Genomic DNA, 25651 nt, shown 5'->3' on the forward strand with positions numbered 1-25651 from the left:
TCGCCTCCGGCCGAACTCGTTTCCGGGATGCGCCACCCGAGCCGTCGGACCCCTTGCCGAGCGCCGCCACCTGTGCGATATAGGTCTGGACCATCTCGTACGGAGGGAGGCCCGGCTGTGCAACGCCCCACCGGATACGCCCTGTTGGTCTGCTCCGCCCTCGTCATCGCCGCCTGCTCGGCCACTGCCGACGAGCGGGACGGGCGGGCGCCGACCGTGCCGGGCGGGGTGACCGCGCAGGCGAGCAGCGCCACCTCCGTGCACGTCATGTGGGAGGCGTCGGTCGACGACAAGGGCGTCACCGGCTACGAGGTCCTCCAGCGGGGCACCCGGGTCAAGGCGGTGCCGGGCGAGAAGCACATGGTCGACGTCGACGGGCTCGCCCCGGCGACCGCCTACAGCTTCACCGTCCGCGCCCGCGACGCCGCCGGGAACCTCTCGGCCCCCAGCGCCCCCGTCGCCGTCACCACGCCCGCCCCGAGCCCCGCCGACCACGGGCCGCCGACCGCGCCGGGCGCGCTGCGGGGCCGGGCCGACGGGAGCCGCGCGGCGACGCTGAGCTGGCGGCGGGCGACGGACGACGTGGGCGTCACCTCGTACGACATCTACCAGGAGGACGTGCGGATCCACAGCGTCCCCGGGCGCGCGACCAGCGCCCGGGTCACCGGACTGCGGCCCGGGACCGTCTACACCTTCACCGTGCGGGCGCGGGACGCCGCCGACAACTCCTCGCCGGACAGCGATGCCGTGGACCTGACCACCGCGTCGGCGCCGGGCGCGCCCGCGAGTACCGCGCCCGCCGAACTGGCCGCGCGCTACGGGAAGGTGGCGGGGGTGCCGACCGTCGAGCTGTCCTGGCTCCCGCCGGACACGGGCGGCCCGGTCACCTCGTACCAGCTCTTCCTCGACGGACGGCTGACCACCACCATCGTGTTCGGCGCGGCGCCGCCCCCGGGCCGGGCGTCGTACAGCCTCACCGTCTCCTCCGAGAAGCCGGGCACCCGCTACAGCGTCAAACTCCGCGCCCGGCTGCCCGACGGGAAGTGGGGCGACTTCTCGGCCCAGCGCACGGTCGTCATCGGCGGCTGAAGGGCTACGAGTTGAGCCGACGGCCGCCGAACGCGCCCGAGCCGTCCGCCTGCTGCCACCACTTCTCAAGCCCGCTCTGGTCCATCGCGCTCCAGTCGGGCGTCCGCTCCACGAGGCCGACGCCGAGCTGTCGGCCCAGCTCCACCATGGACCGGCCGCTCGCGGCCCGGCCCGTGTCATAAGCGCGCAGCGCCGCCTGCCAGTCGGGTGCGGCGGTGAGGCAGGACTCCAGGGCGGTGGCGTCCTGGAGCGCCTTGACCGCGCCGCCGCCGGTATGCGGGCGGGCCACCGTCGCCGCGTCGCCCGCGAGGACCAGCCGGCCGGTGGCGTAGCGCGGCGCGCTGAAGTCGTACATCGGCTGGACGAAGAGCTCGTCGGCGGTGGTCGTGCGCACCAACTGGCCCCAGTAGGGGGCGAGTCGGGTGTCGGCGATGTGGGCGAGCCGGAGGTGCAGGGTCGCGGCCAGGGTGCCGGGCGGCAGGCTGGTCGGGTTGTCGAAGCGCAGGTCGAGGTCCGGGGGAGGGGCGGTGTAGAGCACCCAGTTGACCCGCAGCCCGCCCCGGCCGTCGGGGATGCGGTAGATGATCACGTGCCCGCCGGGGAACACGGCGTACACGCAGTCCTCGTCGGGCCACAGCTCCGGCGCCATCAGCCGGTCCGCCTCGAAGGCGCCCCGCCAGGCCAGATAGCCCGCGTATCGGGGCCGCACCTCGGGGCACGCGGCCGTGCGCACCGCCGAGCGGTAGCCGTCGGCGCCGATCACCAGGTCGAACCGCTCGCTGCCGGACCCTGTCTCCAGCTCCACGCCGTCCGGGGTGGTCTCGACCGCGCCGACGGTCGTCCCGGACCGGAAGTCGGCCGACTCGGGGACCCGGCCGCGCAGCTCGTGCCACAGCGGTCCCCAGTTGTACGTACGGAACGGGAACGGCAGCACCCCGATTCGGCGGCCCAGCGGCGCCGAGCCGTCCTTCACGTACCAGCATCTGCGGCCCAGCTGGAGCCACGGCATCGTGGCGTCCAGATAACCGGCCGCCTCCAGCTCCGCGTACCGGTCGTTGTGCATGGCCAGTCCCACGCCCCGGTCCGCCAGATGGCCCGAGGCCCGTTCGAAGACGGTGACTTCCGCCGCGCCGCCCCGGTGCGCGGCCAGCGCCGCGGCACACCCGGCGATACTGCCGCCGACTACGGCGACCCTGCCTCCACGTAACATCCGCTCATTCTGACAGGGCGGACCCGGCGCGGGGCCGGAGGCGACGGATTCGCCCCGGCCCCGCGTGGTGTGACGGTGGGTCAGCCGACCAGCTGCTCGTACGCGGGCAGCGTCAGGAAGTCCGCGTAGTCCGCGTCGAGCGAGACCTTCAGGAGCAGGTCGTGGGCCTGCTGCCAGCGGCCGGCCGCGAAGGCCTCCTCGCCGATCTCGGCGCGGATCGCGGCCAGTTCCTCGGCCGCGACCTTGCGGGCCAGGTCGGCGGTGGCGAGCTCGCCGTTCTCGAACACCACGCCCGCGTTGATCCACTGCCAGATCTGCGAGCGGGAGATCTCGGCGGTGGCCGCGTCCTCCATCAGGTTGAAGATGGCGACGGCGCCGAGGCCGCGCAGCCAGGCCTCGATGTAGCGGATGCCGACCTGGACGGCGCTCACCAGCCCGTCGTAGGTGGGCTTGGCGTCGAGGGAGTCGATGGCGATCAGGTCGCCGGGTGCCACCGAGACGTCCTCGCGCAGCCGGTCCTTCTGGTTCGGCTTGTCGCCGAGGACCGCGTCGAAGGAGGCCATGGCGATCGGGACCAGGTCGGGGTGGGCGACCCAGGAGCCGTCGAAGCCGTCGGCCGCTTCGCGGTCCTTGTCGGCCTTGACCTTCTCGAACGCGACCTTGTTGACCTCGGCGTCCTTGCGGGACGGGATGAAGGCCGCCATGCCGCCGATGGCGTGCGCGCCGCGCTTGTGGCAGGTGCGGACGAGGAGTTCGGTGTACGCGCGCATGAACGGGGCCGTCATGGTCACCGCGTTGCGGTCCGGCAGGACGAACTTGGCGCCGCCGTCACGGAAGTTCTTGACGATCGAGAAGAGGTAGTCCCAGCGGCCCGCGTTCAGCCCGGCGGCGTGGTCGCGCAGCTCGTAGAGGATCTCCTCCATCTCGTACGCGGCCGTGATCGTCTCGATCAGGACGGTGGCGCGGACCGTGCCCTGCGGGATGCCGACGTAGTCCTGCGCGAAGACGAAGATGTCGTTCCAGAGGCGGGCCTCCAGGTACGACTCGGTCTTGGGGAGGTAGAAGTAGGGGCCCTTGCCGAGCTCGATGAGGCGCTTGGCGTTGTGGAAGAAGTAGAGGCCGAAGTCGACCAGGGCGCCGGGGACCGGGCGGCCGTCGAAGCGCAGGTGGCGCTCCTCCAGGTGCCAGCCGCGCGGGCGCATCACGACGGTGGCGAGCTCGCCCGCGTCCTTGAGCGCGTAGGACTTGCCGGACCTCGGGTCGGTGAAGTCGATCCTGCGCTCGTACGCGTCGATCAGGTTGAGCTGGCCCGTGACGACGTTCTCCCAGGTGGGAGCGGAGGCGTCCTCGAAGTCGGCGAGCCAGACCCTGGCGCCCGAGTTCAGGGCGTTGACGGTCATCTTGCGGTCGGTCGGACCGGTGATCTCGACCCGGCGGTCATTCAGCGCGGCCGGGGCCGGGGCGACCTTCCAGTCGCCCTCGCGCACGGCGGCGGTCTCGGGGCGGAAGTCCAGCGTGGAGGTGCGGGCGATCTCGTCGCGGCGCTCCTGGCGGCGGAGCAGGAGCTCGTCACGGCGGGGCGTGAACAGCCGGTGCAGCTCGGCCACGAACGCGAGGGCCGCGTCGGTGAGCACCTCGTCCTGCCGGGGCAGGGGCTCGGCGTCGACGATGGCCAGCGGGGACGGCGCTGGTGCGGACATGTGCTGTCACTCCTTCGCGGGCGGTGCCCTCACCGGCCGCCGGAAGTCAGAAAAGGCACTCAGTGCCAGGACCCCGGAATGCGACTGGGGGCGCCGTCTCAATCAATCGGGCGCTTCTGAACAGTGGATACTAGTTTCCTCATGGTGGAAGTTCAATGGTTTGTTGATATCGAGATTCTCCGGGTCGACAGACCGTGGCGCTCGGTGCCACCGTGTTCACTCCAGGTGTACCGGAGGATCAGTCCAGGCGCCCGAGATCCGCCGCTGTATCGATGTCGTACGGCTCGGCCACGTCACCGCACTCGACGAGCGTGATCTCCGCCTCGTGCTCGGCGAGATAGGCGCGCGCCCCGCGGTCGCCGCGCGCGCTCGCCGCGATCGGCTGCCAGCGGTCGGTGCCGAAGAGCACGGGGTGGCCGCGTTGTCCGTCGTACGAGGCCGCCGCGAGCGAGGCCGGGGAGCGGTACGCGGCCCGGACGCGTCTAGTGGCCTCCGCGCCGATGCCGGGCTGGTCGACGAGGCTGACCAGGGCGGCGCCCGCCCCCGTCCCGGCCAGTGAGGCGAGGCCCGCGCGCAGGGAGGAGCCCATGCCCTCGGTCCACTCCGGGTTGTCGACCAGCACGCAGCCGTCGAGGTGTGCGCGGGCGCGTACCTCGTCCGCGGCGGCGCCGAGCACCACGTGCACGGTGGTGCAGCCGCCCTCGCGCAGCACCCGTACCGCGTGCTCGACCAGGGGGCGGCCCCGGTGCGTCAACAGAGCCTTGGGGCGGCCGCCGAGGCGGCGTCCGCCGCCCGCGGCCAGCAGCAGGCCCACGACCTGCGGTTCGTCCTTCGTCGGAGGTGTCATGGCCCCACGTATACCGAATGCGCCCGCCGAATTCCGTCCACACGGTGGCGCGCGCCGGGCGCGATGGCGTTAACTGGCCCGCAACTCCCGTCAGTTGACCTTCGCTGACGGGCTGTGAGCACCTGCACGAAGATGTGCGTGGGGAAGGAATTTTGTTGCGACGCGTGGAGCAGGCGCCTGTGACCGGCAGTGCGGATCCCAGGGTGGCGGGGCTGCGGGTCGCCGTGGCGCGGCTGCGGCGGGAGCTGGCGGGGTACCCCGGGGAGTTCCCGGACCGGGCCGTCGCGGAGGACGAGCTCGCGGCGCTGGACGCGATGGCGGTGTCCGGGGCGCCGGAGGTCCCGCGCCTGCGGCGCTCGCTGCTGTTGATCGCGGGGTCGATCGGGTCGGTGAGCGCGCTGTCCGTGGCGGTGAAGGGGGTCCGGGAGGCGGTCGACTTATTCGGCGAGCCGCCGCGCTGACGTGTTGCCCGGCCTTTGTCTGCGGCTGAGTGGGTGGCTGGTCGCGCAGTTCCCCGCGCCCCTGAAGGAGCGCCCCGAAGGGGCGCATCTGAGGGGCGCGGGGAACTGCGCGACCAGTTGGGGACGGCCCGCAGACGAACACCGGGCAGATCCAGAAAGTGGCTACGCCACCCAGTGCGGGCGCTCCGGCTCCCGCAGGGTCGTGGGCAGGCCCGCGGACAGGGTCGCCGCGAGACGACGGACCGCCTCCCGGGTCACATCCGGCGGCATGCAGTACGGAATCCGCAAGCGGTGCTCGTGCGTGCCGGGGTCCGCCGCGAAACGGGCCCCGCCCTGGAGACGCACCCCATGGCCCAGCGCCGCCTCGCACAGCGCGCCCGCGATCGGGCGGCCGAGGTCCACCCAGAGCGTCAGACCGCCCGGCGGCAACTGCCAGCGCCACTCGGGGAAGTGGCGGGCCAGCGCGTCCGCCAGGGCCGCGCGGCGCTCGCGCATCTGGGCCAGGCGTGACACCAGCACCTCGTCCATACCGGGCAGCAGCTCGATCGCCACCAGCTGGTCCAGGACCGAGGACGCCATGTCCCGGTGGATCCGGGTGGCCGCCAGCTCGGTGATCAGCCGCGAACCCGCCCGCACCCAGCCGATCCGCAGCCCGCCCCAGTGCGTCTTGCTCAGCGAGCCGACCGTCACGACCTGCTCCCCCTCGCCGTGGCGCGCCAGCGAGGCGAACGGGGCGGGCGCCGGAACGTCCAGCGCCATCTCCGCCATCGTCTCGTCGACCAGCAGCCAGGTGCCGGTGGCGCGCGCCGAGCGCAGCAGCCGGGCGCGCTGGTCGGTCTCCATCAGCGCGCCGGTCGGATTGTGGAAGTCCGGGATCAGATACGCGAGCCGGGGCGCGGTCTGCCGCAGCGCGCACTCCATCAGCTCGCCGTCCCAGCCGTCGTCCGTCACCGGCACGGGCGTCATGCGCAGCCCGGCGTAGCGGATCGCGTCCAGGCCGTTGGCGTACGACGGACTCTCGACCAGGACGCGGTCGCCGGGGCGTGCGAGCAGCCCCATCACCAGGGAGAGGGCCTGCTGGGCGCCGGTGGTGACCAGGATCTGGTCGGGGAGCGTCGGCAGCCCCCGCCGGGTGTACCGCTCGGCGACGGCCGCGCGCAGCTCGGGCAGGCCGAGCGGGTGGTAGCCGGGGGTGCGCAGATGGCCGGGCAGCCGCGCCCCGGCGAGCGCCAGCGCCTCGGCGTACTCGGCCTCCGGTGCGGCCGGGGCCGCCATCGCCAGGTCGATCGTGTCCGCGCCGTCCGGGAAGCTGGCCACATTGGCCGGGCGCCGGCCCGCCGGCAGCTCGGTCCAGGTGCCCGCGCCCCGGCGGCTCAGCGCATAACCGCCCTCGCGCAGCAGGTCGTACGCGGCGGTCACGGTGGCCCGGCTCACCGCGAGCGCCCCGGCCAGCTCCCGCTCGGCGGGCAGCCTCGTGTGCAGCGGAATGCGCCCGTCCAGCAGGAGGGTCCGGATGCCCTGGGCGAGCGCGCGGTAGCCGGGGCGCTCCCCGGCGGTGGCGGCGACCAGCGTGGCCAGCTGGCGGCTGCCCAGGGTCCGGCTGCTCTCGGCCACTCCGCCCAAGGAGTGGACCGTTCCCATCCCTGCCATACCAACTCCCTTGGATTGGCCCTGCTGTCCAGGCCAATCACCCTACAGACTCCGGAGGTGTCAGCGCATTGGTCTGGAACGACCGGAGAGGGCGAGAACCATGCAGGGCGAGGCGACGGTCATGGGCACGGGGACGGGCACGGTGACGGACCGGTTCGAGCGGGAGATGCAGCGGCGCCGCGAGGAGGGGCACCGGCCCCTCTCCCTCGGCCGGCTGTGGGCCCTTCGGCCGTGGAAGGGGCGGGACAGGTGAACGGGCAGGGCGGGCCGGGCCCCGGGCGGGTGGTCGTGGGCGTGAGCGGGTCGCTCGGCAGTCTGGCCGCCCTGCGCGCGGCCGCCGAGGAGGCGCGGCGCAGCGGCCGGAGACTGGTCGCGGTGATCGCGTGGGAGCCGCCCGAGGGCGAGTACCTGTATCTGCGCCACCCCGACCCGGCGTGGGCGGCGCACTGGGAGCGGGACGCGCGGCAGCGCCTCGACGAGGCCTTCGCGGACGCGTTCGGCGGGCTGCCGACGGGCGTCGAGGTCCGCAAGGCGGCGGTGCGCGGGCGGCCGGGGCCCGCGCTGTGCACGGTCGCGCACCGGCCGGACGACCTGCTGGTGGTGGGCGCGCGCACGCGGGCCTGGCGGCCCCGGGCGCGGCGGTACGTGCTGCGGCACGCGGAGTGCCCGCTGCTGACCGTGCCGGCGCCGCGCGCCCCCAGGGGTGCGGTCCGGGAGCTGCGCCGGGCGACGGCACAGGACTTCGCGCTGCGGGTGTGAGCCCCCGGCGGCCGGGGGCTCACGGGCGGTGCCTCGAAGGGCGTCAGCCGCCGCGTCTTGAGGGGCGTCAGCCGCCGCCCCGGTCGTCCTCCGCCTCCGGCGGCAGCACGTCCTGCGGCGCGCTCTGGGCGAGCGACCGGAGGAGTTCGGCCGCCGGGTACGGGCGGTTCGCCTCGACGCCCGGCGGGGGCGGTGCCGCCGGGACCAGGGTGTCCGAGCCGGGCGAGTGCAGCCAGACGGCGATCAGATGGACGGCGGGCAGGTGCAGCAGCCGCACCTCCGCGTCGCCCGGCTCACGCCCGGCGGCCGCCAGCGCGGCCGCCGTCCCGGCCACGAAGGGACCGTAGTTGAGCTGGCTGAAGACATGGCCGCCCGCCTCGTCCCGTACCGTCTCGGCGAGCGCCACCGGGCCCGAGTCGTGCTGGACGAGATAGCGCCAGGCGACCGGCCGGGCCCGGTCCAGGCCGCCGGGCAGATCGCCGAGCCCGATCACGTACATCTGGAGCGGATGCGCGAGCCGGAGTTCGTCGGCCGTGGCGGGCAGCAGCGTGGCGGTGCGGACCCGGCCGAGGCCCGCGAGGAGCTCGACCCCGGCCTCGGCGGCCGAGCGCGACTCCTGGGGTGGCTGCGGTACTTGAAGCGCCATGGTCCGTCCCTATGCCCGGGTGTAGTAGCTGTGGGTCCAGGTTCCACTGCCCTGGTAGCTGGTCGCGAGCGTGTTGTAGACCTGGTCGGACCGGCCGTAGATCGGGTCGTCGACGGCCACGATCGCGTCCGAGCCGCTCAGCGGCGCGTCCACGCCCATCGCGGTGAGGAAGTGCCCGCCGCCGGTCGACCAGCCGATCCGCACGCAGAGCGGGCGGCCCGCCTTGATCTCGGACTCGACGGTGGCGAAGTCCACCCGGTTGGTGACCATCCGGTCCAGGTGGCCGACGATCCTGAGCGGATTGTCCAGCGGCTGCTGCGAGTTGCAGCCCGCGCCGCTCGCCCCGCCGCCGCAGCAGTCGGTGCGCCCGGTCTGCGAGTTGGCCACCGCGCACTGGGTCCAGGTGCTGCCCGCGTTGTAGAAGAGCGCGATGCTGGTCGACACGGCGGCCCAGCACCAGTTGGTCTGCTGCTGGCGCTGCATCGCGAAGGCGAGGCGGCCGCCGTCCCACAGCCGGTAGACCGGCTTGTCGTCCAGGACCGTGATGTCGGTGACGATGTGCAGCGGAGCGCCCCAGTCGACGGTGACCACGAAGCTCACCCCGTGGTTGGGGTCGTACGGCGGGGAGTGCGGGCTGATGTTGCTGACCCGCACCGGCGCCGCGCCCACGAACCGGGGGCTGTGCTTGAGGTCGTTGGGGTCGACGCTGTACTCGGAGACCGTGACCACGACCGTCGAGTCGTGGTCGATGATGCCCCAGTTGAAGTTCAGCGCGGTACGGCCCTGGAGGCCGGCCCAGTACTGGCGTGCGGTACGCGGCATCGGCCCCCCTCAGCCGTTCTGGTACTCGATGGCGACCGGCGGGCCGTCCAGGACCGTGATGTCCGTGACGATGTGCAGCGGCGCGCCCCACTCCACGTTGACCGTGAACGTGACGCCGTGGTTGGGGTCGTAGGGCGGTGAGTGCGGGCTGATGTTCTCCACCGTGATCGTGGCGGCGCCGACGAACCGGGGGCTGTGCCGGGGATCGTTGTTGTCCACGCTGTACTCGGACGCGGTGACGATCACCGTGGAGTCGTGGTTGATGATGCCCCAGTTGAAGTTGAGTCTGGTGCGTCCTTGCAGGTTCCACCAGTACTGGCGGGCTGTCTGTGGCATACGGTGCCTCCGCGCGGCTCAGGCCGGACACATGCCGCATCCATGCCCCTCCGCGTCGGCCGTGACGCGTGAGCGTAGAGGAAATCAGCCCGGCTGCCGGATCAGCCGGCGCGCGCCGGCCGCCGCGACCGCCGCCGTGCGCGACTCCACTCCCAGCTTTGCGTAAATATGCACGAGATGGGACTTGACGGTCGCCTGGCTCAGGAAGAGCCGCTTGCTGATCTGGAGGTTGGAGAGGCCGTCGCCGACCAGTTGCAGCACCTCCAGTTCACGGCGGGTGAGAGCCTCGGCCGGGGTGCGCATCCGGTCCATCAGCCGGTGCGCCACCGCCGGGGCGAGCGCCGACTGCCCGGCCGCCGCCGTCCGCACGGCGGCCGCCAGCTCCTCCGGCGGCGCGTCCTTGAGCAGATACCCGGCCGCGCCCGCCTCCACGGCCGCCAGGATGTCGGCGTCCGTGTCGTACGTGGTGAGGACGAGCACGCGGGGCGCTCCCGGCCGTGCGGTGATCGCGGCGGTGGCGGCCGAGCCGTGCATCCCGGCGCCGAACTGAAGGTCCATCAGCACCACGTCGAAGCCGCCCGAGGCCGCCAGCTCCACCGCCCGCTCGGCGGTCGCGGCCTCCCCGGCCACCGTGAAGTCCGGCTCGGTGTCCAGGACGGCCCGCAGCCCCGCCCGGACGATCGGGTGGTCGTCGGCGAGCAGCAGTCTGATCGGCTCGGTGCTCACCCGGCACTCCCTTCCCGCACCGGCAGCGGCAGGGTGATCGCGACCGCCGTGCCCTGGCCCGGCGCCGACTCGACGCTCAGGGTGCCGCCGAGCGAACGGGCCCGCGACCGCATCGCGGGGAGCCCGAAGCCGCCGGTGCCGGAGGGGCGCTCGTGGCCCGGGTCGAAGCCCTTGCCGTCGTCGACGACATCCAGTGCCACCGAGGTGTCCATGAAGCTGAGCGTGATCTCCGCGCGCCCGGCCGCCGCGTGCTGGACCGTGTTGGCGAGCGCCGACTGGGCGATCCGCAGCAGCGCGACCTCGTACGGCGTGGGCAGCTCGACCGGGGTGCCGCTCACCCCGAACTGCACGGCGGGGCCGGGCGTCGAGGCGCACAGCCGCTCCAGGGCGCCGGGCAGCGAGGCCCGCTCCAGACCGGGCGGGGTCAGTGCCCGGACGAACCGGCGGGCCTCGGCCAGGTTGTCCTGGGCGGCCGCACGGGCCTGCTCGACATGCGTACGGGCCGGGTCGTCCGGTGCGAGCGCGCGCTCGGCGGCGCGCAGCAGGAGCTGGATGGAGGACAGGCCCTGCGCCAGCGTGTCGTGGATCTCCCGGGCGAGGCGCTCGCGCTCGGCCAGGGTGCCCGCCGCGCGCTCCGCCTCGGCCAGCTCGGCGCGGGTCGACACCAGCTCCTCGATCAGCTCGCGCCGGCGCTCGCTCTCCCGGTACAGCGCGTCGTAGCCGAAGACGGTCGCCACCGCGACGGCCGCGCCGAGCAGCGGTCCGATGAACGTGCCGGGCGTGACCTGCTCGCCGTGGAGCAGGAAGCTCGCGATGGCCGCGCCCGCCGTCGCCGCCACGGCGGGCAGGCCCCAGCGCCGCGACAGGAGGTGCAGCTGGAGGAAGTAGAGGGGGAAGGCCACCCACAGGGCGTCCGGCGACAGGGCGAGCAGCACCAGCCAGACGGCGCAGAGCCCGCCGAGCCAGGCGGCCCCCGCGCGGGTGCGGGGCCGCACGGCGGGCGTCAGCACCCCCGCCGCGTACACCGCCGCCATCGCGCCCACGGCGGCCAGGGCCGTCGCCTCGCTCACCGACCGGGCCGCGACGAGCGCGAGCAGCCCGGCGAGCAGCGCGTGCAGACACAGGCGCAGCAGCCGGGCGACCGGGGTGTGGGGGCGGGGGTCCATAGGTCTTCCAGCGTAAGCGGGCACGGCCCGGGCCCGGTCAACCGAAAGTTTGATGTGCGCGTCCGTCCTTCGATCCGGTCGATGTGTGCTGTGGCGCGATGTCCCGGCGGGCCCGGGCCGCGAGGCTGGAGCCATGTTCGTCGCATGGAGGGACCTCCGGTTCGCCAAGGGCCGGTTCGCGCTGATGGGGACGGTGGTGGTGCTCATCACCCTGCTCGTCGGCCTGCTGTCCGGGCTGACCGCCGGGCTGGCCCGGGACAACACCTCGGCCGTGGTGGGCCTGCCCGCCGACCGGCTCGCCTTCGCGGCGCCGCCCGGCGGCCGGGCGGTGTCGTTCACCAGCTCGGTGCTGGGCCCGTCAGTCTGGGAGGGATGGGGCCGGGTGTCCGGGGTGCGCGGCGCCGAGCCGATCGCGATCTCCACGGTGAACGCGAAGGCGGGGGAGCGGACCGAGGCGGTGTCGGTGTTCGCGGTCCGCCCCGGCTCGGGTCTGGCGGCGGTACGGGAGGGGGCCGTGGTGCTTTCGCGGGGCGCGGCGGACAAGCTGCGGGCGGCGGCCGGGGAAGCGGTCGTCGTCAACGGGCGGGCGCTGACGGTCTCGGCGGTGCGCGGTGAGGACTCCTACAGCCACACCCCGGTCGTCTGGACGGCGCTCGCCCCCGGGGCCCCGGCCACGGTGGTGGCCCTCACCCTCGGCGACGGTGTGGACCTCGCGGCGGCGGACCGGGCCCTGGGCACCACGACCCGTACCCCGGACGGCGCGCTCTCGGCGCTGCCGTCCTACAAGGCCGAGAACGGTTCGCTCCAGCTGATGCGCGGCTTCCTCTTCGTCATCTCGGCGCTGGTGGTGGGAGCGTTCTTCACCGTGTGGACGATCCAGCGCAGCGGGGACATCGCGGTCCTCAAGGCGCTCGGCGCGTCCACGCCCTATCTGCTGCGGGACGCGCTGGGGCAGGCCGTGCTGATGCTGTGCGCGGGGACGGCGGCCGGGACGGGGCTCGCGGCGGCGGTGGGCGGGCTGGTCGAGGACGCCGTGCCGTTCGTGCTCGACGTACGGACCACGCTGGTGCCCGCGCTCGTGCTGATCGGCCTCGGCGTGCTCGGCGCCGCCCTGTCCATCCGGCGGATCACCGCCGTCGACCCGCTGACCGCGCTGGGGAGTGCCCGATGACCGCGCCGCTGCTGCTCGACCGTGTGACGCTGACGTACCCGGACGGGGACGGGCGGCTCACCGCGCTGGACGAGGTGTCCCTTGCCGTGCCGTCCGGCACGCTGACGGCGTGCGTCGGGCCGTCCGGGTCGGGCAAGTCCAGCCTGCTCGCGGTGGCGGCGACGCTGATCGCGCCCGACCGGGGGCGGGTGGTGCTCGCCGGGGCCGAGACGGGGGAGCTCAGCGCGGCCGAGCGGGCGGCGCTGCGGCGCGAGCGCGTGGGGATCGTCTTCCAGCAGCCGAACCTGCTGCCTTCGCTGACGGCGGCCGAGCAGCTCCAGGTGATGGCGCACTTGGCGGGCCGGGGTGCCGGGGCGGCCCGGGCGCGGGCCCTCGATCTGCTGGACGCGGTCGGTCTCGCCGACCGGGCGGACCGGCGCCCGCATCAGCTGTCCGGGGGGCAGCGGCAGCGGGTGAACATCGCGCGGGCGCTGATGAACTCGCCGTCGGTGCTGTTGGTGGACGAGCCGACCAGTGCGCTCGATCATGCGCGGGGGGCGTCTGTGCTGGACCTGTTGGTCCGGCTCACCCGGGAGCGGGGTACGGCCACTGTGCTGGTCACCCATGACGTGGCTCACCTGTCGCGGGTGGATCACGTGGTGGAGATGGCGGACGGGAGGGTGGGGGTGGGGCGCGTGGTGAGCTGACGGTTGTCGGTGGCTGGTCGCGCAGTTCCCCGCGCCCCTGAGAATGCCGCTCCGCGGCAATCCCTTGGGCGCCCCGGAGGGGCGCACTTGAGGGGCGTGGGGAACTGCGCGACCAGCCCTCCACCGGCCCGCACCCGAAGCGCTCAGCCGAAACGCGCTCAGCCCTGCCCCGTGTTCGCCAGCGCAGCCGACAGCTCCTCCGCGATCCCCTGCAGGATCGGGACGATCTTCTCCGTCGCCGCCTCCGTCACGCGGCCCGCCGGGCCCGAGATGGAGATGGCGGCGGCGGTGGGGGAGTTCGGCACCGGCACCGCGAGGCAGCGGACTCCTATTTCCTGCTCGTTGTCGTCGACCGCGTACCCCGCGTGCCGCACCTGCTCCAGCGCGTCGAGGAAGCCCTCGGGCGTGGTGATCGTCTTCTCGGTCGCGGCGGGCATACCGGTGCGGGCGAGCAGCGCCCGTACCTCCTCCGGCGGGGTGTGCGCGAGGAGCGCCTTGCCCACGCCCGTGGAGTGCGGCAGCACCCGTCGGCCCACCTCGGTGAACATCCGCATGGAGTGCTTGGAGGGGACCTGGGCGACGTACACGATCTCGTCGCCGTCGAGCAGTGCCATGTTCGCCGTCTCACCGGTCTCCTCGACCAGGCGGGCCAGATACGGCCGCGCCCAGGTGCCGAGCAGCCGGGAGGCGGACTCGCCGAGGCGGATCAGGCGCGGGCCCAGCGCGTACCGCCGGTTGGCCTGCTGGCGTACGTAACCGCAGGCCACCAGCGTGCGCATCAGACGGTGGATGGTCGGCAGAGGGAGGCCGCTGCTGGCGGAGAGCTCGCTGAGGCCGACCTCGCCCCCCGCGTCGGCCATCCGCTCCAGCAGGTCGAAGGCGCGCTCTAGGGACTGGACACCACCGCTCGCGGCGGATGGCTTGGAGGCGTCGGTGGTGCTGGCGCTGGACGTCGGCACGGCGCGGTCCTTTCAGCTGGCAGGCGAGGCAGCAGCCTACCTGTGTGTTCTTCGCCGTACAGTGCGTACGTAGGGCGTCCTTGCCGGTCAGAGTGAGTTTGTCCGTTCCGGTGGGGCACCCCGTGGCGATAGCTACATTCTGGGAAGTGAAAGTCTAATTCCATTCTGTGGAAACCTCCAAGACCCACGCCGTCGGCCGCCACCGGACCCGGGAGACCCTTGACGGCTCCCTGATCGGCGTGAAGACTCCTTCAACAGTTCGTTGAATTTTGCTCGATGCACTCCGCTGAGGGAACGATTCCCCGATTCCCTCGTGGATGTGCGCTCCACCGCGGAAGTGAGGGCTCGGGTGTCCGACGTCAACCTGGTACTGCGCTCGTCGCGCGTCATCACGCCCGACGGCACCCGCCCGGCCTCGGTCGCCGTCGCCGGCGGGGTGATCGACGCCGTACTGCCGTACGACGCCGAGGTGCCCGCCGGGGCTCGCCTGGAGGACTTCGGCGACGACGTGCTGCTGCCGGGTCTCGTCGACTGCCATGTGCACGTGAACGACCCGGGCCGCACCGAGTGGGAGGGCTTCTGGACCGCCACCCGCGCCGCCGCGGCCGGCGGCATCACCACCCTCGTCGACATGCCGCTGAACTCCCTGCCGCCCACCACCACGGTCGCGAACCTCCGCGTCAAGCAGGAGGTCGCCCGCTCCAAGGCGCACGTGGACGTCGGCTTCTGGGGCGGCGCGCTGCCCGGCAACGTCAAGGACCTGCGGCCGCTCCACGACGCCGGCGTCTTCGGCTTCAAGGCGTTCCTGTCGCCCTCCGGCGTCGAGGAGTTCCCCGAGCTCGACCAGGAGGCGCTGGCCCGGTCGCTCGCCGAGATCGCGGGCTTCGACGGGCTGCTGATCGTGCACGCCGAGGACCCGCACGAGCTGGCGGCCGCGCCGCAGACGCCCGGTCCCAAGTACGCCGACTACCTGGCCAGCCGCCCGCGCGTCTCCGAGAACACCGCCATCGAGTCCCTCATCGCCGCCGCGAAGCGGGTCGGCGCCCGGGTGCACATCCTGCACCTGTCCTCCTCCGACGCGCTGCCGGTGATCGCCGCCGCCAAGCGCGAGGGCGTCCGGCTCACCGTCGAGACCTGCCCGCACTACCTCACCCTCACCGCCGAGGAAGTCCCGGACGGCGCGAGCGAGTTCAAGTGCTGCCCGCCGATCCGCGAGGCCGCCAACCAGGACCTGCTGTGGGCGGCGCTCGCCGACGGCACCATCGACTGCGTCGTCACCGACCACTCGCCGTCCACCGCCGACCTCAAGACCGAGGACTTCGCCACCGCCTGGGGCGGCATCTCCGGCCTCCAGCTGAGCCTGTCCGCCGTCTGGACTCAGGCGCGCCGACGCGGCCACACCCTGGAGGACGTGGTGCGCTGGATGTCGTCCGCGACCGCCGGACTGGTCGGCCTGGACCGCAAGGGCGCCATCGAGGCCGGCCGCGACGCCGACTTCGCCGTGCTCGCCCCCGACGCGACCTTCACCGTCGACCCGGCGGAGCTCCAGCACCGCAACCGCGTCACCGCGTACGCGGGCAAGACCCTGCACGGTGTCGTCAAGTCGACCTGGCTGCGCGGCGAGCGCATCCAGGAGAACGGCACCCTCACCGAGCCCACCGGCCGCCTGCTCGAAAGGAACAACTGAAACCGTGAGCGAACTGCATCCGATTCCCCTGGCTTCCTTCACCGGTGACGCCAGCCCCTACGGCGGCGGCGACCCGTACGCGGACTACCGCACCGCCGACTTCCCGTTCACGCGGTACGCCGACCTCGCCGACCGGCGCCTGGGCGCGGGCGTCATCGCCGCCAACGACGAGTTCTTCGCCGAGCGCGAGAACCTCCTCAAGCCCGACGCCGCCGAGTTCGACCCCGAGCACTTCGGCCACAAGGGCAAGATCATGGACGGCTGGGAGACCCGCCGCCGCCGCGGCGTCTCGGCCGCCGTGCCCCACCCCACCGACGACGACCACGACTGGGCGCTGGTACGCCTGGGCGCCCCCGGGGTGGTGCGCGGCATCGTCGTCGACACCGCCCACTTCCGCGGCAACTACCCGCAGGCCGTCTCCGTCGAGGCCACCTCGGTGGCGGGCTCCCCGTCGCCCGAGGACCTGCTCGCCGACGACGTGAAGTGGGTGACCCTGGTACCGCGTACGGCGGTCGGCGGCCACGCGGCCAACGGGTTCGCCGTCGACGTCGAGCAGCGCTTCACGCATCTGCGCGTCAACCAGCACCCCGACGGCGGCATCGCCCGGCTGCGCGTCTACGGCGAGGTCGCCCCGGACCCGCAGTGGCTCGCCGTGCTCGGCACCTTCGACCTCGCGGCGCTGGAGAACGGCGCCCAGGTCGAGGACGCCTCGGACCGCTTCTACTCGCCCGCCACCAACACCATCCAGCCGGGCCGCTCCCGCAAGATGGACGACGGCTGGGAGACCCGCCGCCGCCGCGACAAGGGCAACGACTGGATCCGCTACCGGCTGGCGGCGCAGTCCGAGATCCGCGCGGTCGAGATCGACACCGCCTACCTCAAGGGCAACTCGGCGGGCTGGGCGGCGCTCTCCGTGCGCGACGGCGAGTCGGGCGAGTGGCGCGAGGTCCTGCCCCGCACCCGCCTCCAGCCCGACACCAACCACCGGTTCGTGCTGGACGCCCCCGCGGTGGCCACGCATGTACGCGTCGACATCTTCCCCGACGGCGGCATCTCCCGCCTGCGTCTGTTCGGCTCGCTCACGAGCGACGGCGCGGCGCGGCTGAACGCCCGCCACCAGGAGCTGGGCGGCTGACGACACCGGGGCGCTCCGCTGGGGTGCCGGTGATTCGGCTGCGGGCCGTCCCCAACTGGTCGCGCCCACGCGGCGGAGCCGCAAATGTCACAGCCCCGCGCCCCTGAGAATCCCGCTGCGCGGCAATCCCCTGGGCGCCCCGAAGGGGCGCTTTTAGGGGCGCGGGGAACTGCGCTACCAGCCACAGACAACCCGCAGCCGAAAGTCGCGACCCGTACGACTTTGGTAGCGCGCCCCCGGCGGAACCTGCCTTACCGCCCCTGACCTGCGTAGCTTGGGTGGTATGAACCGCGCTGGTCCCGAATACCGCTGGCTGCTGCCCTCCGCCGTCGTCGCCCCCGAGCTGCCGGGCGACCGCTCCGAGGGGCGCGGGCCGCGCCGTACCGTACGGGACTGGGTCGTCGACACCTGCGCGTTCCTCTGCGCCGCGCTGATCGGCGTGCTCGCCGCCGACGCCATGAACCAGGCGTCCGACTACCCCGAGACCCTTCAGGCCGTCGACCAGTTGGCGGGGGCCCTCGCCTGCTGCGCGGTCTGGCTGCGCAGGCGGTGGCCCGTGGGGCTCGCGGCGGTGCTGGTCGCCGTCACCATCGTGGTGCCGGTCGCCTCCGGCGCGCTGCTCGTCGCCCTGTTCAGCCTGGCCGTGCACCGGCCGCTCAAGCCCGCCGTCGCGCTCGTCGGCGCCGCCGCCCTGGCCAGCGCCGTGGTCCAGCCGGTGGTCCGCCCCGACCCGCACACCAGCCTGCTGGCCAACGCGATCACCGGCACGGTGATGGTCCTCCTCTCCACCGGCTGGGGCATGCTCGTACGCGCCCGGCGCCAGCTCGTCGTGGCGCTGCGCGAGCGGGCCGTGCGCGCCGAGGCGGAGGCGGCGCTGCGGGCCGAGAACGCCCAGCGGCTCGCCCGCGAGGCCATCGCCCGTGAGATGCACGACGTGCTGGCCCACCGGCTCACCCTGCTCAGCGTGCACGCGGGCGCCCTGGAGTTCCGCCCGGACGCGCCCCCGGCCGAAGTCGCCCGCGCCGCCGGGGTGATCCGCGACAGCGCCCACGAGGCCCTCCAGGACCTGCGCCAGATCATCGGCGTGCTGCGCAGCCCCGACGAGGGGGCCGAGGACCGCCCCCAGCCGACGCTCGCGACCCTGGACGCGCTGGTCGCCGAGTCCCGCGAGGCCGGGATGAAGGTCACCCTGGACAGCCGGATCGGGGATCCGGACGGCGTCCCGGCGGCCACCGGGCGCAACGCCTACCGCATCGCCCAGGAAGCCCTCACCAACGCCCGCAAGCACGCGCCCGGCGCCGAGGTCACGGTGACCGTCACCGGCAGCCCGGGCGACGGGCTCACCGTCGAGGTGCGCAACCCGGCGCCCGTCGGCGACGTACCGAAGGTGCCCGGGTCGGGGCAGGGGCTGATCGGGCTGACCGAGCGCGCCACGCTCGCGGGCGGCCGCCTGGAGCACGGGCACACGCCCGGTGGCGGGTTCGAGGTCCGCGCCTGGCTACCGTGGCCCCCATGACCATCCGGCTCCTGGTCGTCGACGACGACCCCCTCGTCCGCGCGGGACTCACCTTCATGCTCGGCGGCTCCGACGACCTGGAGATCGTGGGGGAGGCCTCCGACGGCTCCCAGGTCGAGGAGCTGACCGACCGGCTGCGCCCGGACGTGGTCCTGATGGACATCCGGATGCCCAACGTCGACGGGCTCACCGCCACCGAGACCCTGCGCGCCCGCCCCGACGCCCCCGAGGTCATCGTCCTGACCACCTTCCACGCCGACGAGCAGGTGGTACGGGCGCTGCGCGCGGGCGCCGCCGGGTTCGTCCTGAAGGACACCGCGCCCGCCGAGATCGTCGCCGCCGTACGCCGGGTGGCGGCGGGCGAGCCGGTGCTCTCCCCGGCCGTCACCCGCCAGCTGATGCACCGGGTCGCGGGCGCACCGGAGGGCTCCGGCGACCGGACGGCCCGGGCCCGGGCCCGGATCGGCCGACTCGCCGAGCGGGAGCGGGAGGTGGCCGTCGCCGTCGGCCGGGGCCAGTCGAACGCGGAGATCTCCGCCGCCCTCTTCCTCAGCGTGCCGACGGTGAAGACCCATGTCTCGCGCGTGCTCGCCAAGCTCGGCCTCAACAACCGTGTCCAGATCGCGCTGCTCGTCCACGACGCCGGGCTGCTCGACGAGGACGGCGACGTACGCTGAATCGAACAACGGGAGGGGAACACCGCATGCCGCTCGTCGATCTGCGCGACCACGAGGACTTCACCGCCAACCCGTATCCGTACTACGCGAAACTGCGCGCGGAGGGGCCGGTGCACCGCGTCCGCACCCATGAGACGGACGAGGTGTGGCTGATCGTCGGACACGACGAGGCGCGGGCCGCGCTCGCCGACGCCCGCTTCTCCAAGGACTGGCGGGCGATCGCCGAAGGGGACTACGAGTTCACCGCGGTCAGCGCCAACATGCTGGACTCGGACCCGCCGCAGCACACCCGGCTGCGCAAGCTGGTGGCCCGCGAGTTCACCCCGCGCCGCATCGAGGCGCTGCGCCCGCGCGTCCAGAAGATCACCGACGGGCTGCTCGACACCATGCTGGCGGCCCCCGGCCGCACGGCCGACCTGGTCGACTCGTTCGCCTTCCCGCTGCCGATGACCGTCATCTGCGAACTCCTCGGCGTGCCCGATCTGGACCGGGAGACCTTCCGCAGGCTCTCCAACGAGGCCGTCGCCCCCACCCGGAACGACGGCGCGGCGATGCTGGAGATGGGCGCCTATCTGGTGCAGCTCATCGAGGACAAGCGCGCCACCGCTCCCGCCGACGACCTGATGAGCGCGCTCATCCGCACCCGGCACGAGGACGGCGACAAGCTGTCCCCGGACGAGCTCATCGGCATGGCCTTCCTGCTGCTCGTCGCGGGCCACGAGACCACCGTCAACCTCATCTCCAACGGAGTACGGGCGCTGCTCGCGCACCCGGAGCAACTGGCCGCGCTGCGCGCCGACTTCGACGGGCTGATCGACGGCGCGATCGAGGAGATGCTGCGCTACGACGGCCCGGTGGAGACGGCCACGTACCGTTTCACCAAGGAGGCCGTCGAGTGCGGCGGCACGGTCATCCCGGCCGGGGCACCCGTCCTCGTCGCCCTCGCCTCCGCCGGGCGCGACCCCGCCCGCTACCCCGACCCGGACCGCTTCGACATCCACCGCACCCCGCAGAGCCACCTCGGCTTCGGGCACGGCATCCACTACTGCCTGGGCGCCCCGCTCGCCCGGATGGAGGGCCGCATCGCGATCCGTACGCTCCTGGAGCGCGCCCCCGACCTCGAACTCGCCCTGGATGATGGGCCGTTGGAGTGGCTGCCGGGGATGCTCATCCGGGGCGTGCGCCATCTGCCGGTGCGCTGGTGAGAGCCTGTCTCTGAACCCCCCGTCGCCCGCCCGGTGCTCACGCCTTGCGGGCGGCCGCCGCCCTGCGCCGGTGCTCGCCGCGCAGCACCAGGCCCGGCCACTCGTCGCCGTAGGCGCCGCACACCGAAACCGACCACAGTGACCACTGCTGCGGCACCGAGTAGTACGGCACCAGCATCCGCGCGGTGCGCAGCCGGGACACCTTGACCGGTACGAGCGCGGGCAGCACGTCCGGCTGCTGGCCCGCCAGGATCGCCTTGCGGCAGGACGGGCAGGCGGGACGGCGGTCGGCCGCCGCCTCGCGCGGCCCGGTCCGGCGCCGGGCCCGCTGCCGGTGCTGCTTGCGCGCGGGCGGCCCGCCGCTCTCGGCCGCCGCGTGCAGCGGGTTGTAGTAGCAGCGCTCGGGCGGCCTGGGCGCGGGACGGCCCGCGCGGCGGGCGTGCAGCGCGGCGAACCGGACCAGGGCGCGCTCGGCCAGGACCGCCGCGGCGGCCAGGTCCGGCAGGTCGGCCGCCTCGTCCAGGAGCTTGCCCGCGGCCTGGAAGGCGTCGAGCACCCACGCGTAGTCGTGCCCGTCCTGGGCGTCCCCGCCGGGCCTCGGCGCGTCCGCACCGCCCGGCCTGACCGGGAGTTCGGCCGCCCGCAGCACGTCGCCGACGGCCGTGACCCGGGCCGACACCAGCCGCTCCAGGCGCTCGCGGGCCGTCTGCCACTCGTCGAGGACCCGCTGCTGCTCCTCCTTCGACGGCTCCCGCGTCCGCTGCGCGGGCCTGCCCGGACGCAGCACCCCCATGAACCACCAATGCCTCAGCACCGCGCCTCCCCTCGCTGCGACCAGGGTAGAAGCCCCCGAACCTACTGGAGAGTTAGGGTGAGCCGCTCCGTCACGACGCCCTGAAAGGACCCGCGTTGACCAGCGAAGCCACTGAGGACGCCGTCGTCGATCTCGCCGCTCTCGGGGACGGTTTCACCCGCGACCCCTACACCGTCTACGCCGGGCTGCGCGAGCGCGGCCCGGTGCACCGCGTCCGGATGCCCGAGGGCGCCGACGCCTGGCTCGTCGTCGGCTACGAGGCGGCCCGCGCGGCCCTCGCCGACCCGCGCCTGTCCAAGGAGTGGCGCAACGCCGCACCCGACCTGGGGGTGCGGCACATAGCCTCCGGCACCACCATGCTCAGCTCGGACGCCCCCGCCCACACCCGGCTGCGCAAGCTGGTGACCCGGGAGTTCACCCCGCGCCGGGTCGAGCTGCTCGCCCCGCGCATCCAGCGGACGACCGACGCGCTGCTGGACGCGATGCTCAGGCGGCCGGACAACAGGGCGGACCTCGTCGAGGCGCTCTCCTTCCCGCTGCCGATCACCGTCATCGGCGAGCTGCTCGGGGTGCCCGCCCTCGACCAGGACAGCTTCCGCGAGTGGTCCAACACCTCGGTCTCCGCGCCCGCCCTCGCCGACCGGATGGCGGCGGCCAAGGCCATGTCGGAGTATCTGACCGCGCTCCTGGAGAGCAAGCGCGAGCGGCCCGGCGACGACCTGATGAGCGCGCTGATCACCACTTCCGACGAGGACGGCGACCGCCTTTCCGGCCCCGAACTGCTCGGCATGGCCTGGCTGCTCCTGGTCGCGGGCCACGAGACGACCGTCAACCTGATCTCCAACGGCGTCCTCGCGCTGCTCAGCAACCCGGAGCAACTGGCCGATCTGCGCCAGGACTTCGACGGGCTGATCGGCAACGCGGTGGAGGAGATGCTGCGCTACGACGGCCCGGTCGAGACCCCGACGTACCGCTTCACCACCGAGCCGGTCGACATCGGCGGCACGGTCGTCCCCGGCGGCGGGCAGCTGGTCCTGGTCGCCATGGCCGACGCCAACCGGGACCCGGCCCGCTACCCCGAGCCGTCCCGCTTCGACATCCGGCGCGACGCGCGCGGCCATGTGGCGTTCGGGCACGGCATCCACTACTGCCTGGGCGCGCCGCTGGCCCGCCTGGAGGCGCGGATCGCCATCCGCTCGCTCCTGGAGCGCTGTCCCGACCTGGCGCTCGACATCCATCCGGCGGCGCTGACCTGGCGTTCGGGAATGCTGGTGCGCGGCCCGGAGAGCCTGCCGGTGCGCTGGTGAGCGCCTCCGCGTGAGTGTCAGTCGGTGAACTCCGCGACGGCGACCGGGCGGCGCTCGTGCCGTGAGCGTTCGCACGCCTCCGCGACGCGCAGCGCGTGCAGCGCCTCCCGGCCGTCGCAGGGGTTCGCCAGCTCGCCCCGCACGACCCGGACGAAGGCGTCGAGCTCGGCCCGGTAGGCGGGGGCGAACCGCTCCAGGAAACCGGGCCAGGGCTTCCCGGCGGGCCCGGGAGCTCCCGGCTCGGCCGAGGTCAGCGGGGTGCGCTCGCCGAGCCCCACCGCCAGCTGGTCGACGTCCCCGGCCAGCTCCATGCGTACGTCGTACCCGGCCCCGTTGCACCGGGTCGCCGTCGCCGTGGCGAGGGTGCCGTCGTCGAGGGTGAGCAGGGCGGCGGCCGTCGAGACGTCGCCCGCCTCGCGGAACATGGCGGGCCCGGCGTCCGAGCCGGTCGCGTACACCTCGACGACCTCGCGGCCGGTCACCCACCGCAGACTGTCGAAGTCATGGACCAGGCAGTCCCGGTAGAGGCCGCCGGAGAGCGGCAGATACGCGGCGGGCGGCGGCGCCGGGTCCGCGGTGACCGCCCGTACGGTGTGCAGCCGCCCGAGCCCGCCGGCCCGTACCCGCTCGCGGGCCGCCGCGTACCCGGCGTCGAAGCGCCGCATGAACCCGATCTGGAGGACCGTGCCCGCGCTCTCCACCTCGTCCAGGGCCGCCATCGTCCCGGCCAGGTCGAGGGCGATCGGCTTCTCGCAGAAGGCGGGGAGCCCGGCCCGGGCCGCCCGGGCGATCAGACCGGCGTGCGCGGCGGTCGCCGAGGCGATCACCACCGCGTCCGGCCCGCCCGCGAAGAGCTGGTCGACGGTGGCCGCCGCGGCCCCGGTCCGCGCCGCCGCTTCGGCGGTCCGCGCGGGGTCGGCGTCGGCGACGACGAGCTCGGTGACCGAGGGATGGCGGGCCAGCACCTCCGCGTGGAAGGAGCCGATACGTCCCGTTCCGATGAGTCCGATACGCATGGCCAAAAGGTGACGGTGCCCGTTCGTCCTGTCAAGAGTTTGTCCTGACAATCAGACTTCACGACTTCCCGTCAACATGGCCCGCGCACTACGCTCACCCCGTGTCCAAGCAGCCCAGAACCGTGCCGGATCCCGCCGTGCCGCTCCAGCTCAGCGTGGACCGCACCAGCCCGGTCCCGCTCTACTTCCAGCTGTCCCAGCAACTGGAGGCGGCCATCGAGCGGGGCACCCTCACGCCCGGCAGCCTCCTCGGCAACGAGATCGACCTCGCGGGCCGCCTCGGCCTGTCCCGCCCCACCGTCCGCCAGGCCATCCAGGCCCTGGTCGACAAGGGCCTGCTGGTGCGCCGCCGGGGCGTCGGCACCCAGGTGGTGCACAGCCAGGTCAAGCGCCCCCTGGAGCTGAGCAGCCTCTACGACGACCTGGAGGCGGCCGGGCAGAAGCCCGCCACCAAGGTGCTGCGCAACACCGTGGAACCGGCCACCGCGGAGGTGGCGGCGGCGCTCGGTGTGGCCGAGGGCGACGACGTCCATCTGGTGGAGCGGCTGCGGTACGCCCACGGCGAGCCGATGGCCCGGCTGCGCAACCACCTGCCGACCGGGCTGCTCGCGCTCGACACCGAGCACCTGGAGGCCACCGGCCTGTACCGGCTGATGCGCGGCGCGGGGATCACGCTGCACAGCGCCCGGCAGTCGGTGGGGGCGCGGGCCGCCACCGCCGCCGAGGCGGAGCTGCTCGCCGAGGCCGAGGGCGCGCCGCTGCTGACCATGCAGCGCACCACCTTCGACGACACCGGCCGGGCGGTCGAGTTCGCCGCGCACGTCTACCGGGCGTCGCGGTACGCCTTCGAGTTCCAGCTGCTCGTACGGCCGTGAGGGCGCGGCCCGTACGCCGTGCTCGTACGCCGCATGCGTACATCACGTAAGAATGTTCGGACAAAGTATTGACGGGGTCGCGCGCCCGCCGCTAGAACTCACGTGCCGCCACCGGGCGGCCGGGACGGAAGGCGGACCCCATGCGCATACCCCGCACCGCGGCCACGGCGACGGCGGTCGTCGCGGCCCTCGCACTCACGGTCGCCGGATGCAGCAGCTCGGGCGGCAAGAGTTCCGAGGAGAAGACCAAGGACGGCGCGTCCGGCGGCAAGGGGGTCTCCACACCCCGGATGAAGATCGCGATGATCACCCATTCGGGCGAGGGCGACACCTTCTGGGACATCGTGCAGAGCGGCGCGAAACAGGCCGCCGCCAAGGACAACGTCGATTTCCTCTATTCGGCCAACAAGGAGGGCCAGCAGCAGTCGCAGCTGGTCCAGGCGGCCATCGACCAGAAGGTCGACGGGATCGTGGTCACCCTGGCCAAGCCCCAGGCCGTCCAGGACGTCGTCAGGAAGGCGGTCGCCGCGGGCATCCCGGTCGTCACCATCAACTCCGGTGCCCCGTACTCCGAAAAGCTCGGCGCGCTCGGCCACATCGGGCAGGACGAGGGCGTCGCCGGCGAGGCGGTCGGCGAGCAGCTCAACGCGAACGGCAAGAAGAAGGCCGTCTGCGTGATCCACGAGCAGGGCAACGTGTCGCTGGAGGAGCGATGCGCCGGGGTGAAGAAGACGTTCAAGGGCTCGGTCGAGAACCTGAACGTCGACGGGACCAACACGCCCGCCGCCACGTCCTCCATCGAGGCGAAACTCCAGGCAGGCTCCGGGGGAACGGCCATCGACGCGGTGGTCACGCTCGGCGCGCCGATCGCGGCCGCGGCGGTCAAGGCCAAGGGCGACGCGGGCAGCTCCGCCGAGGTCGACACCTTCGACCTCAACGCCGCCGTGATCAAGCAGTTCAAGGCCAAGGAGATCGGCTTCGCGGTCGACCAGCAGCCCTACCTCCAGGGGTATCTGGCGGTCGACGAACTGTGGCTCCAGAAGACCAACGGCAATGTGATCGGCGGCGGCAGGCCGGTCCTCACCGGCCCCGCGATCGTCACCGAGAAGGACGTGCCCGCGCTGGAGAAGTACACCGCTCGCGGTACCCGATGATCCGCCGCCGACCTCACGTGACCCATACTTGGGCGGC

26 protein-coding genes are annotated in these 25651 nt (G+C 73.4%); 14 read left to right on the plus strand and 12 right to left on the minus strand.

Annotated features, from left to right (window positions below):
* The first annotated feature begins 117 nt into the window (after positions 1-117).
* Positions 118-1089 (plus strand): fibronectin type III domain-containing protein, encoded by a 972-nt coding sequence (locus tag BX283_RS31355; protein WP_101390804.1) that lies wholly within the window; start codon positions 118-120, stop codon positions 1087-1089.
* A 4-nt stretch (positions 1090-1093) separates the two neighbouring features.
* Here the strand turns inward: BX283_RS31355 and BX283_RS31360 are convergent, their stop codons facing one another.
* The 3 genes from BX283_RS31360 to BX283_RS31370 form a co-directional block, all read right to left on the minus strand.
* Positions 1094-2299: an FAD-dependent monooxygenase gene (locus tag BX283_RS31360; RefSeq protein WP_101390805.1), complete on the minus strand. Its 1206-nt coding sequence runs from the start codon at positions 2297-2299 to the stop codon at positions 1094-1096.
* Between the two features lie 80 nt (positions 2300-2379).
* The gene (gene aceB, locus BX283_RS31365) at positions 2380-3999 is read right to left on the minus strand and encodes a malate synthase A (RefSeq protein ID WP_101390806.1); all 1620 of its coding nucleotides are present in this window, start codon (positions 3997-3999) and stop codon (positions 2380-2382) included.
* A gap of 238 nt (positions 4000-4237) precedes the next feature.
* A complete protein-coding gene (locus tag BX283_RS31370) occupies positions 4238-4846 on the minus strand; it encodes an NTP transferase domain-containing protein (protein WP_101390807.1) in 609 nt (202 codons plus the stop codon).
* Between the two features lie 152 nt (positions 4847-4998).
* On the opposite strand from BX283_RS31370, the gene BX283_RS31375 reads away from it, so the two are divergent.
* Complete coding sequence (locus BX283_RS31375; protein ID WP_101390808.1) at positions 4999-5307, plus strand: DUF5955 family protein; 309 nt, start codon at positions 4999-5001, stop codon at positions 5305-5307.
* A gap of 162 nt (positions 5308-5469) precedes the next feature.
* On the opposite strand, the gene BX283_RS31380 is transcribed toward BX283_RS31375, so the two are convergent.
* A complete protein-coding gene (locus BX283_RS31380; protein WP_257583971.1) occupies positions 5470-6957 on the minus strand; it encodes a PLP-dependent aminotransferase family protein in 1488 nt (495 codons plus the stop codon).
* 121 nt (positions 6958-7078) lie between these two features.
* Here BX283_RS31380 and BX283_RS41770 point away from each other — a divergent pair, with 121 nt between their 5' ends.
* Positions 7079-7210 carry a hypothetical protein gene (locus BX283_RS41770; RefSeq protein ID WP_257583973.1) on the plus strand — a complete coding sequence of 44 codons (132 nt, stop codon included), beginning with the start codon at positions 7079-7081 and terminating at the stop codon, positions 7208-7210.
* The gene (locus tag BX283_RS31385) at positions 7207-7716 is read left to right on the plus strand and encodes a universal stress protein (RefSeq protein WP_257583974.1); all 510 of its coding nucleotides are present in this window, start codon (positions 7207-7209) and stop codon (positions 7714-7716) included. The genes BX283_RS41770 and BX283_RS31385 overlap by 4 nt, the downstream gene beginning before the upstream one ends.
* Positions 7717-7783: 67 nt before the next feature.
* Here BX283_RS31385 and BX283_RS31390 read toward each other — a convergent pair whose 3' ends face one another.
* The 5 genes from BX283_RS31390 to BX283_RS31410 all read right to left on the minus strand — a co-directional run bounded on the left by BX283_RS31390 (position 7784) and on the right by BX283_RS31410 (position 11412).
* Positions 7784-8362 (minus strand): hypothetical protein, encoded by a 579-nt coding sequence (locus tag BX283_RS31390; RefSeq protein ID WP_101390811.1) that lies wholly within the window; start codon positions 8360-8362, stop codon positions 7784-7786.
* A 9-nt stretch (positions 8363-8371) separates the two neighbouring features.
* Complete coding sequence (locus tag BX283_RS31395; RefSeq protein WP_101390812.1) at positions 8372-9184, minus strand: papain-like cysteine protease family protein; 813 nt, start codon at positions 9182-9184, stop codon at positions 8372-8374.
* 9 nt (positions 9185-9193) lie between these two features.
* On the minus strand, positions 9194-9520 hold the full coding sequence (locus tag BX283_RS31400; protein WP_101390813.1) for a hypothetical protein: 327 nt from the start codon (positions 9518-9520) through the stop codon (positions 9194-9196).
* An 84-nt stretch (positions 9521-9604) separates the two neighbouring features.
* Positions 9605-10246 carry a response regulator transcription factor gene (locus tag BX283_RS31405; protein ID WP_101390814.1) on the minus strand — a complete coding sequence of 214 codons (642 nt, stop codon included), beginning with the start codon at positions 10244-10246 and terminating at the stop codon, positions 9605-9607.
* A complete protein-coding gene (locus BX283_RS31410; RefSeq protein WP_101390815.1) occupies positions 10243-11412 on the minus strand; it encodes a sensor histidine kinase in 1170 nt (389 codons plus the stop codon). Before BX283_RS31410 ends, BX283_RS31405 begins: the two co-directional genes overlap by 4 nt.
* Before the next feature lie 133 nt (positions 11413-11545).
* On the opposite strand from BX283_RS31410, the gene BX283_RS31415 reads away from it, so the two are divergent.
* Together BX283_RS31415 and BX283_RS31420 are read left to right on the plus strand one after the other, a co-directional pair.
* Positions 11546-12583 (plus strand): ABC transporter permease, encoded by a 1038-nt coding sequence (locus BX283_RS31415; protein ID WP_101390816.1) that lies wholly within the window; start codon positions 11546-11548, stop codon positions 12581-12583.
* Entirely contained in the window at positions 12580-13269 is a 690-nt protein-coding gene (locus BX283_RS31420) for an ABC transporter ATP-binding protein (RefSeq protein WP_101390817.1), read from the plus strand. Before BX283_RS31415 ends, BX283_RS31420 begins: the two co-directional genes overlap by 4 nt.
* Before the next feature lie 158 nt (positions 13270-13427).
* On the opposite strand, the gene BX283_RS31425 is transcribed toward BX283_RS31420, so the two are convergent.
* Positions 13428-14228 (minus strand): IclR family transcriptional regulator, encoded by an 801-nt coding sequence (locus BX283_RS31425; protein ID WP_101390818.1) that lies wholly within the window; start codon positions 14226-14228, stop codon positions 13428-13430.
* A 349-nt stretch (positions 14229-14577) separates the two neighbouring features.
* On the opposite strand from BX283_RS31425, the gene allB reads away from it, so the two are divergent.
* From allB to BX283_RS31450, 5 genes are all read left to right on the plus strand, one after another.
* Positions 14578-15915, plus strand: a complete 1338-nt coding sequence (gene allB / locus BX283_RS31430; protein WP_101390819.1) for an allantoinase AllB — start codon at positions 14578-14580, stop codon at positions 15913-15915.
* 13 nt (positions 15916-15928) lie between these two features.
* Positions 15929-17050, plus strand: coding sequence for an allantoicase (gene alc, locus BX283_RS31435; protein WP_101392682.1), 1122 nt, complete (start codon positions 15929-15931; stop codon positions 17048-17050).
* A gap of 283 nt (positions 17051-17333) precedes the next feature.
* Positions 17334-18566, plus strand: a complete 1233-nt coding sequence (locus BX283_RS31440) for a sensor histidine kinase (protein WP_101390820.1) — start codon at positions 17334-17336, stop codon at positions 18564-18566.
* The gene (locus BX283_RS31445; RefSeq protein ID WP_101392683.1) at positions 18563-19243 is read left to right on the plus strand and encodes a response regulator transcription factor; all 681 of its coding nucleotides are present in this window, start codon (positions 18563-18565) and stop codon (positions 19241-19243) included. The genes BX283_RS31440 and BX283_RS31445 overlap by 4 nt, the downstream gene beginning before the upstream one ends.
* 26 nt (positions 19244-19269) lie before the next feature.
* Complete coding sequence (locus BX283_RS31450; protein WP_101390821.1) at positions 19270-20448, plus strand: cytochrome P450; 1179 nt, start codon at positions 19270-19272, stop codon at positions 20446-20448.
* A gap of 37 nt (positions 20449-20485) precedes the next feature.
* Here BX283_RS31450 and BX283_RS31455 read toward each other — a convergent pair whose 3' ends face one another.
* The gene (locus tag BX283_RS31455; protein ID WP_143676505.1) at positions 20486-21262 is read right to left on the minus strand and encodes a hypothetical protein; all 777 of its coding nucleotides are present in this window, start codon (positions 21260-21262) and stop codon (positions 20486-20488) included.
* A gap of 95 nt (positions 21263-21357) precedes the next feature.
* On the opposite strand from BX283_RS31455, the gene BX283_RS31460 reads away from it, so the two are divergent.
* Complete coding sequence (locus BX283_RS31460) at positions 21358-22569, plus strand: cytochrome P450 (protein WP_101390823.1); 1212 nt, start codon at positions 21358-21360, stop codon at positions 22567-22569.
* Between the two features lie 17 nt (positions 22570-22586).
* On the opposite strand, the gene BX283_RS31465 is transcribed toward BX283_RS31460, so the two are convergent.
* Positions 22587-23585, minus strand: a complete 999-nt coding sequence (locus tag BX283_RS31465; RefSeq protein ID WP_101390824.1) for a Gfo/Idh/MocA family oxidoreductase — start codon at positions 23583-23585, stop codon at positions 22587-22589.
* Positions 23586-23740: 155 nt separating this feature from the next.
* Here BX283_RS31465 and BX283_RS31470 point away from each other — a divergent pair, with 155 nt between their 5' ends.
* Positions 23741-24460, plus strand: a complete 720-nt coding sequence (locus BX283_RS31470; RefSeq protein ID WP_101392684.1) for a GntR family transcriptional regulator — start codon at positions 23741-23743, stop codon at positions 24458-24460.
* 140 nt (positions 24461-24600) lie between these two features.
* A complete protein-coding gene (locus tag BX283_RS31475; RefSeq protein ID WP_101390825.1) occupies positions 24601-25614 on the plus strand; it encodes a substrate-binding domain-containing protein in 1014 nt (337 codons plus the stop codon).
* The last annotated feature ends 37 nt before the right edge of the window (positions 25615-25651 follow it).

This window comes from Streptomyces sp. TLI_146 (genome assembly GCF_002846415.1).
GTDB lineage: Bacteria > Actinomycetota > Actinomycetes > Streptomycetales > Streptomycetaceae > Streptomyces.

Excerpts from the sequence above, each read along its gene's own strand:
- BX283_RS31450 (WP_101390821.1), top strand. The coding sequence starts at position 19,270 with ATGCCGCTCGTCGATCTGCGCGACCACGAGGACTTCACCGCCAACCCG.
- BX283_RS31370 (WP_101390807.1), bottom strand. The coding sequence starts at position 4,846 with ATGACACCTCCGACGAAGGACGAACCGCAGGTCGTGGGCCTGCTGCTG.
- BX283_RS31395 (WP_101390812.1), bottom strand. The coding sequence starts at position 9,184 with ATGCCGCGTACCGCACGCCAGTACTGGGCCGGCCTCCAGGGCCGTACC.
- aceB (WP_101390806.1), bottom strand. The coding sequence starts at position 3,999 with ATGTCCGCACCAGCGCCGTCCCCGCTGGCCATCGTCGACGCCGAGCCC.
- BX283_RS31390 (WP_101390811.1), bottom strand. The coding sequence starts at position 8,362 with ATGGCGCTTCAAGTACCGCAGCCACCCCAGGAGTCGCGCTCGGCCGCC.
- BX283_RS31420 (WP_101390817.1), top strand. The coding sequence starts at position 12,580 with ATGACCGCGCCGCTGCTGCTCGACCGTGTGACGCTGACGTACCCGGAC.
- BX283_RS31380 (WP_257583971.1), bottom strand. The coding sequence starts at position 6,957 with ATGGCAGGGATGGGAACGGTCCACTCCTTGGGCGGAGTGGCCGAGAGC.
- BX283_RS31440 (WP_101390820.1), top strand. The coding sequence starts at position 17,334 with ATGAACCGCGCTGGTCCCGAATACCGCTGGCTGCTGCCCTCCGCCGTC.
- BX283_RS31445 (WP_101392683.1), top strand. The coding sequence starts at position 18,563 with ATGACCATCCGGCTCCTGGTCGTCGACGACGACCCCCTCGTCCGCGCG.
- BX283_RS31415 (WP_101390816.1), top strand. The coding sequence starts at position 11,546 with ATGTTCGTCGCATGGAGGGACCTCCGGTTCGCCAAGGGCCGGTTCGCG.
- BX283_RS31410 (WP_101390815.1), bottom strand. The coding sequence starts at position 11,412 with ATGGACCCCCGCCCCCACACCCCGGTCGCCCGGCTGCTGCGCCTGTGT.
- BX283_RS31475 (WP_101390825.1), top strand. The coding sequence starts at position 24,601 with ATGCGCATACCCCGCACCGCGGCCACGGCGACGGCGGTCGTCGCGGCC.
- BX283_RS31465 (WP_101390824.1), bottom strand. The coding sequence starts at position 23,585 with ATGCGTATCGGACTCATCGGAACGGGACGTATCGGCTCCTTCCACGCG.
- BX283_RS31360 (WP_101390805.1), bottom strand. The coding sequence starts at position 2,299 with ATGTTACGTGGAGGCAGGGTCGCCGTAGTCGGCGGCAGTATCGCCGGG.
- BX283_RS41770 (WP_257583973.1), top strand. The coding sequence starts at position 7,079 with ATGGGCACGGGGACGGGCACGGTGACGGACCGGTTCGAGCGGGAGATG.
- BX283_RS31400 (WP_101390813.1), bottom strand. The coding sequence starts at position 9,520 with ATGCCACAGACAGCCCGCCAGTACTGGTGGAACCTGCAAGGACGCACC.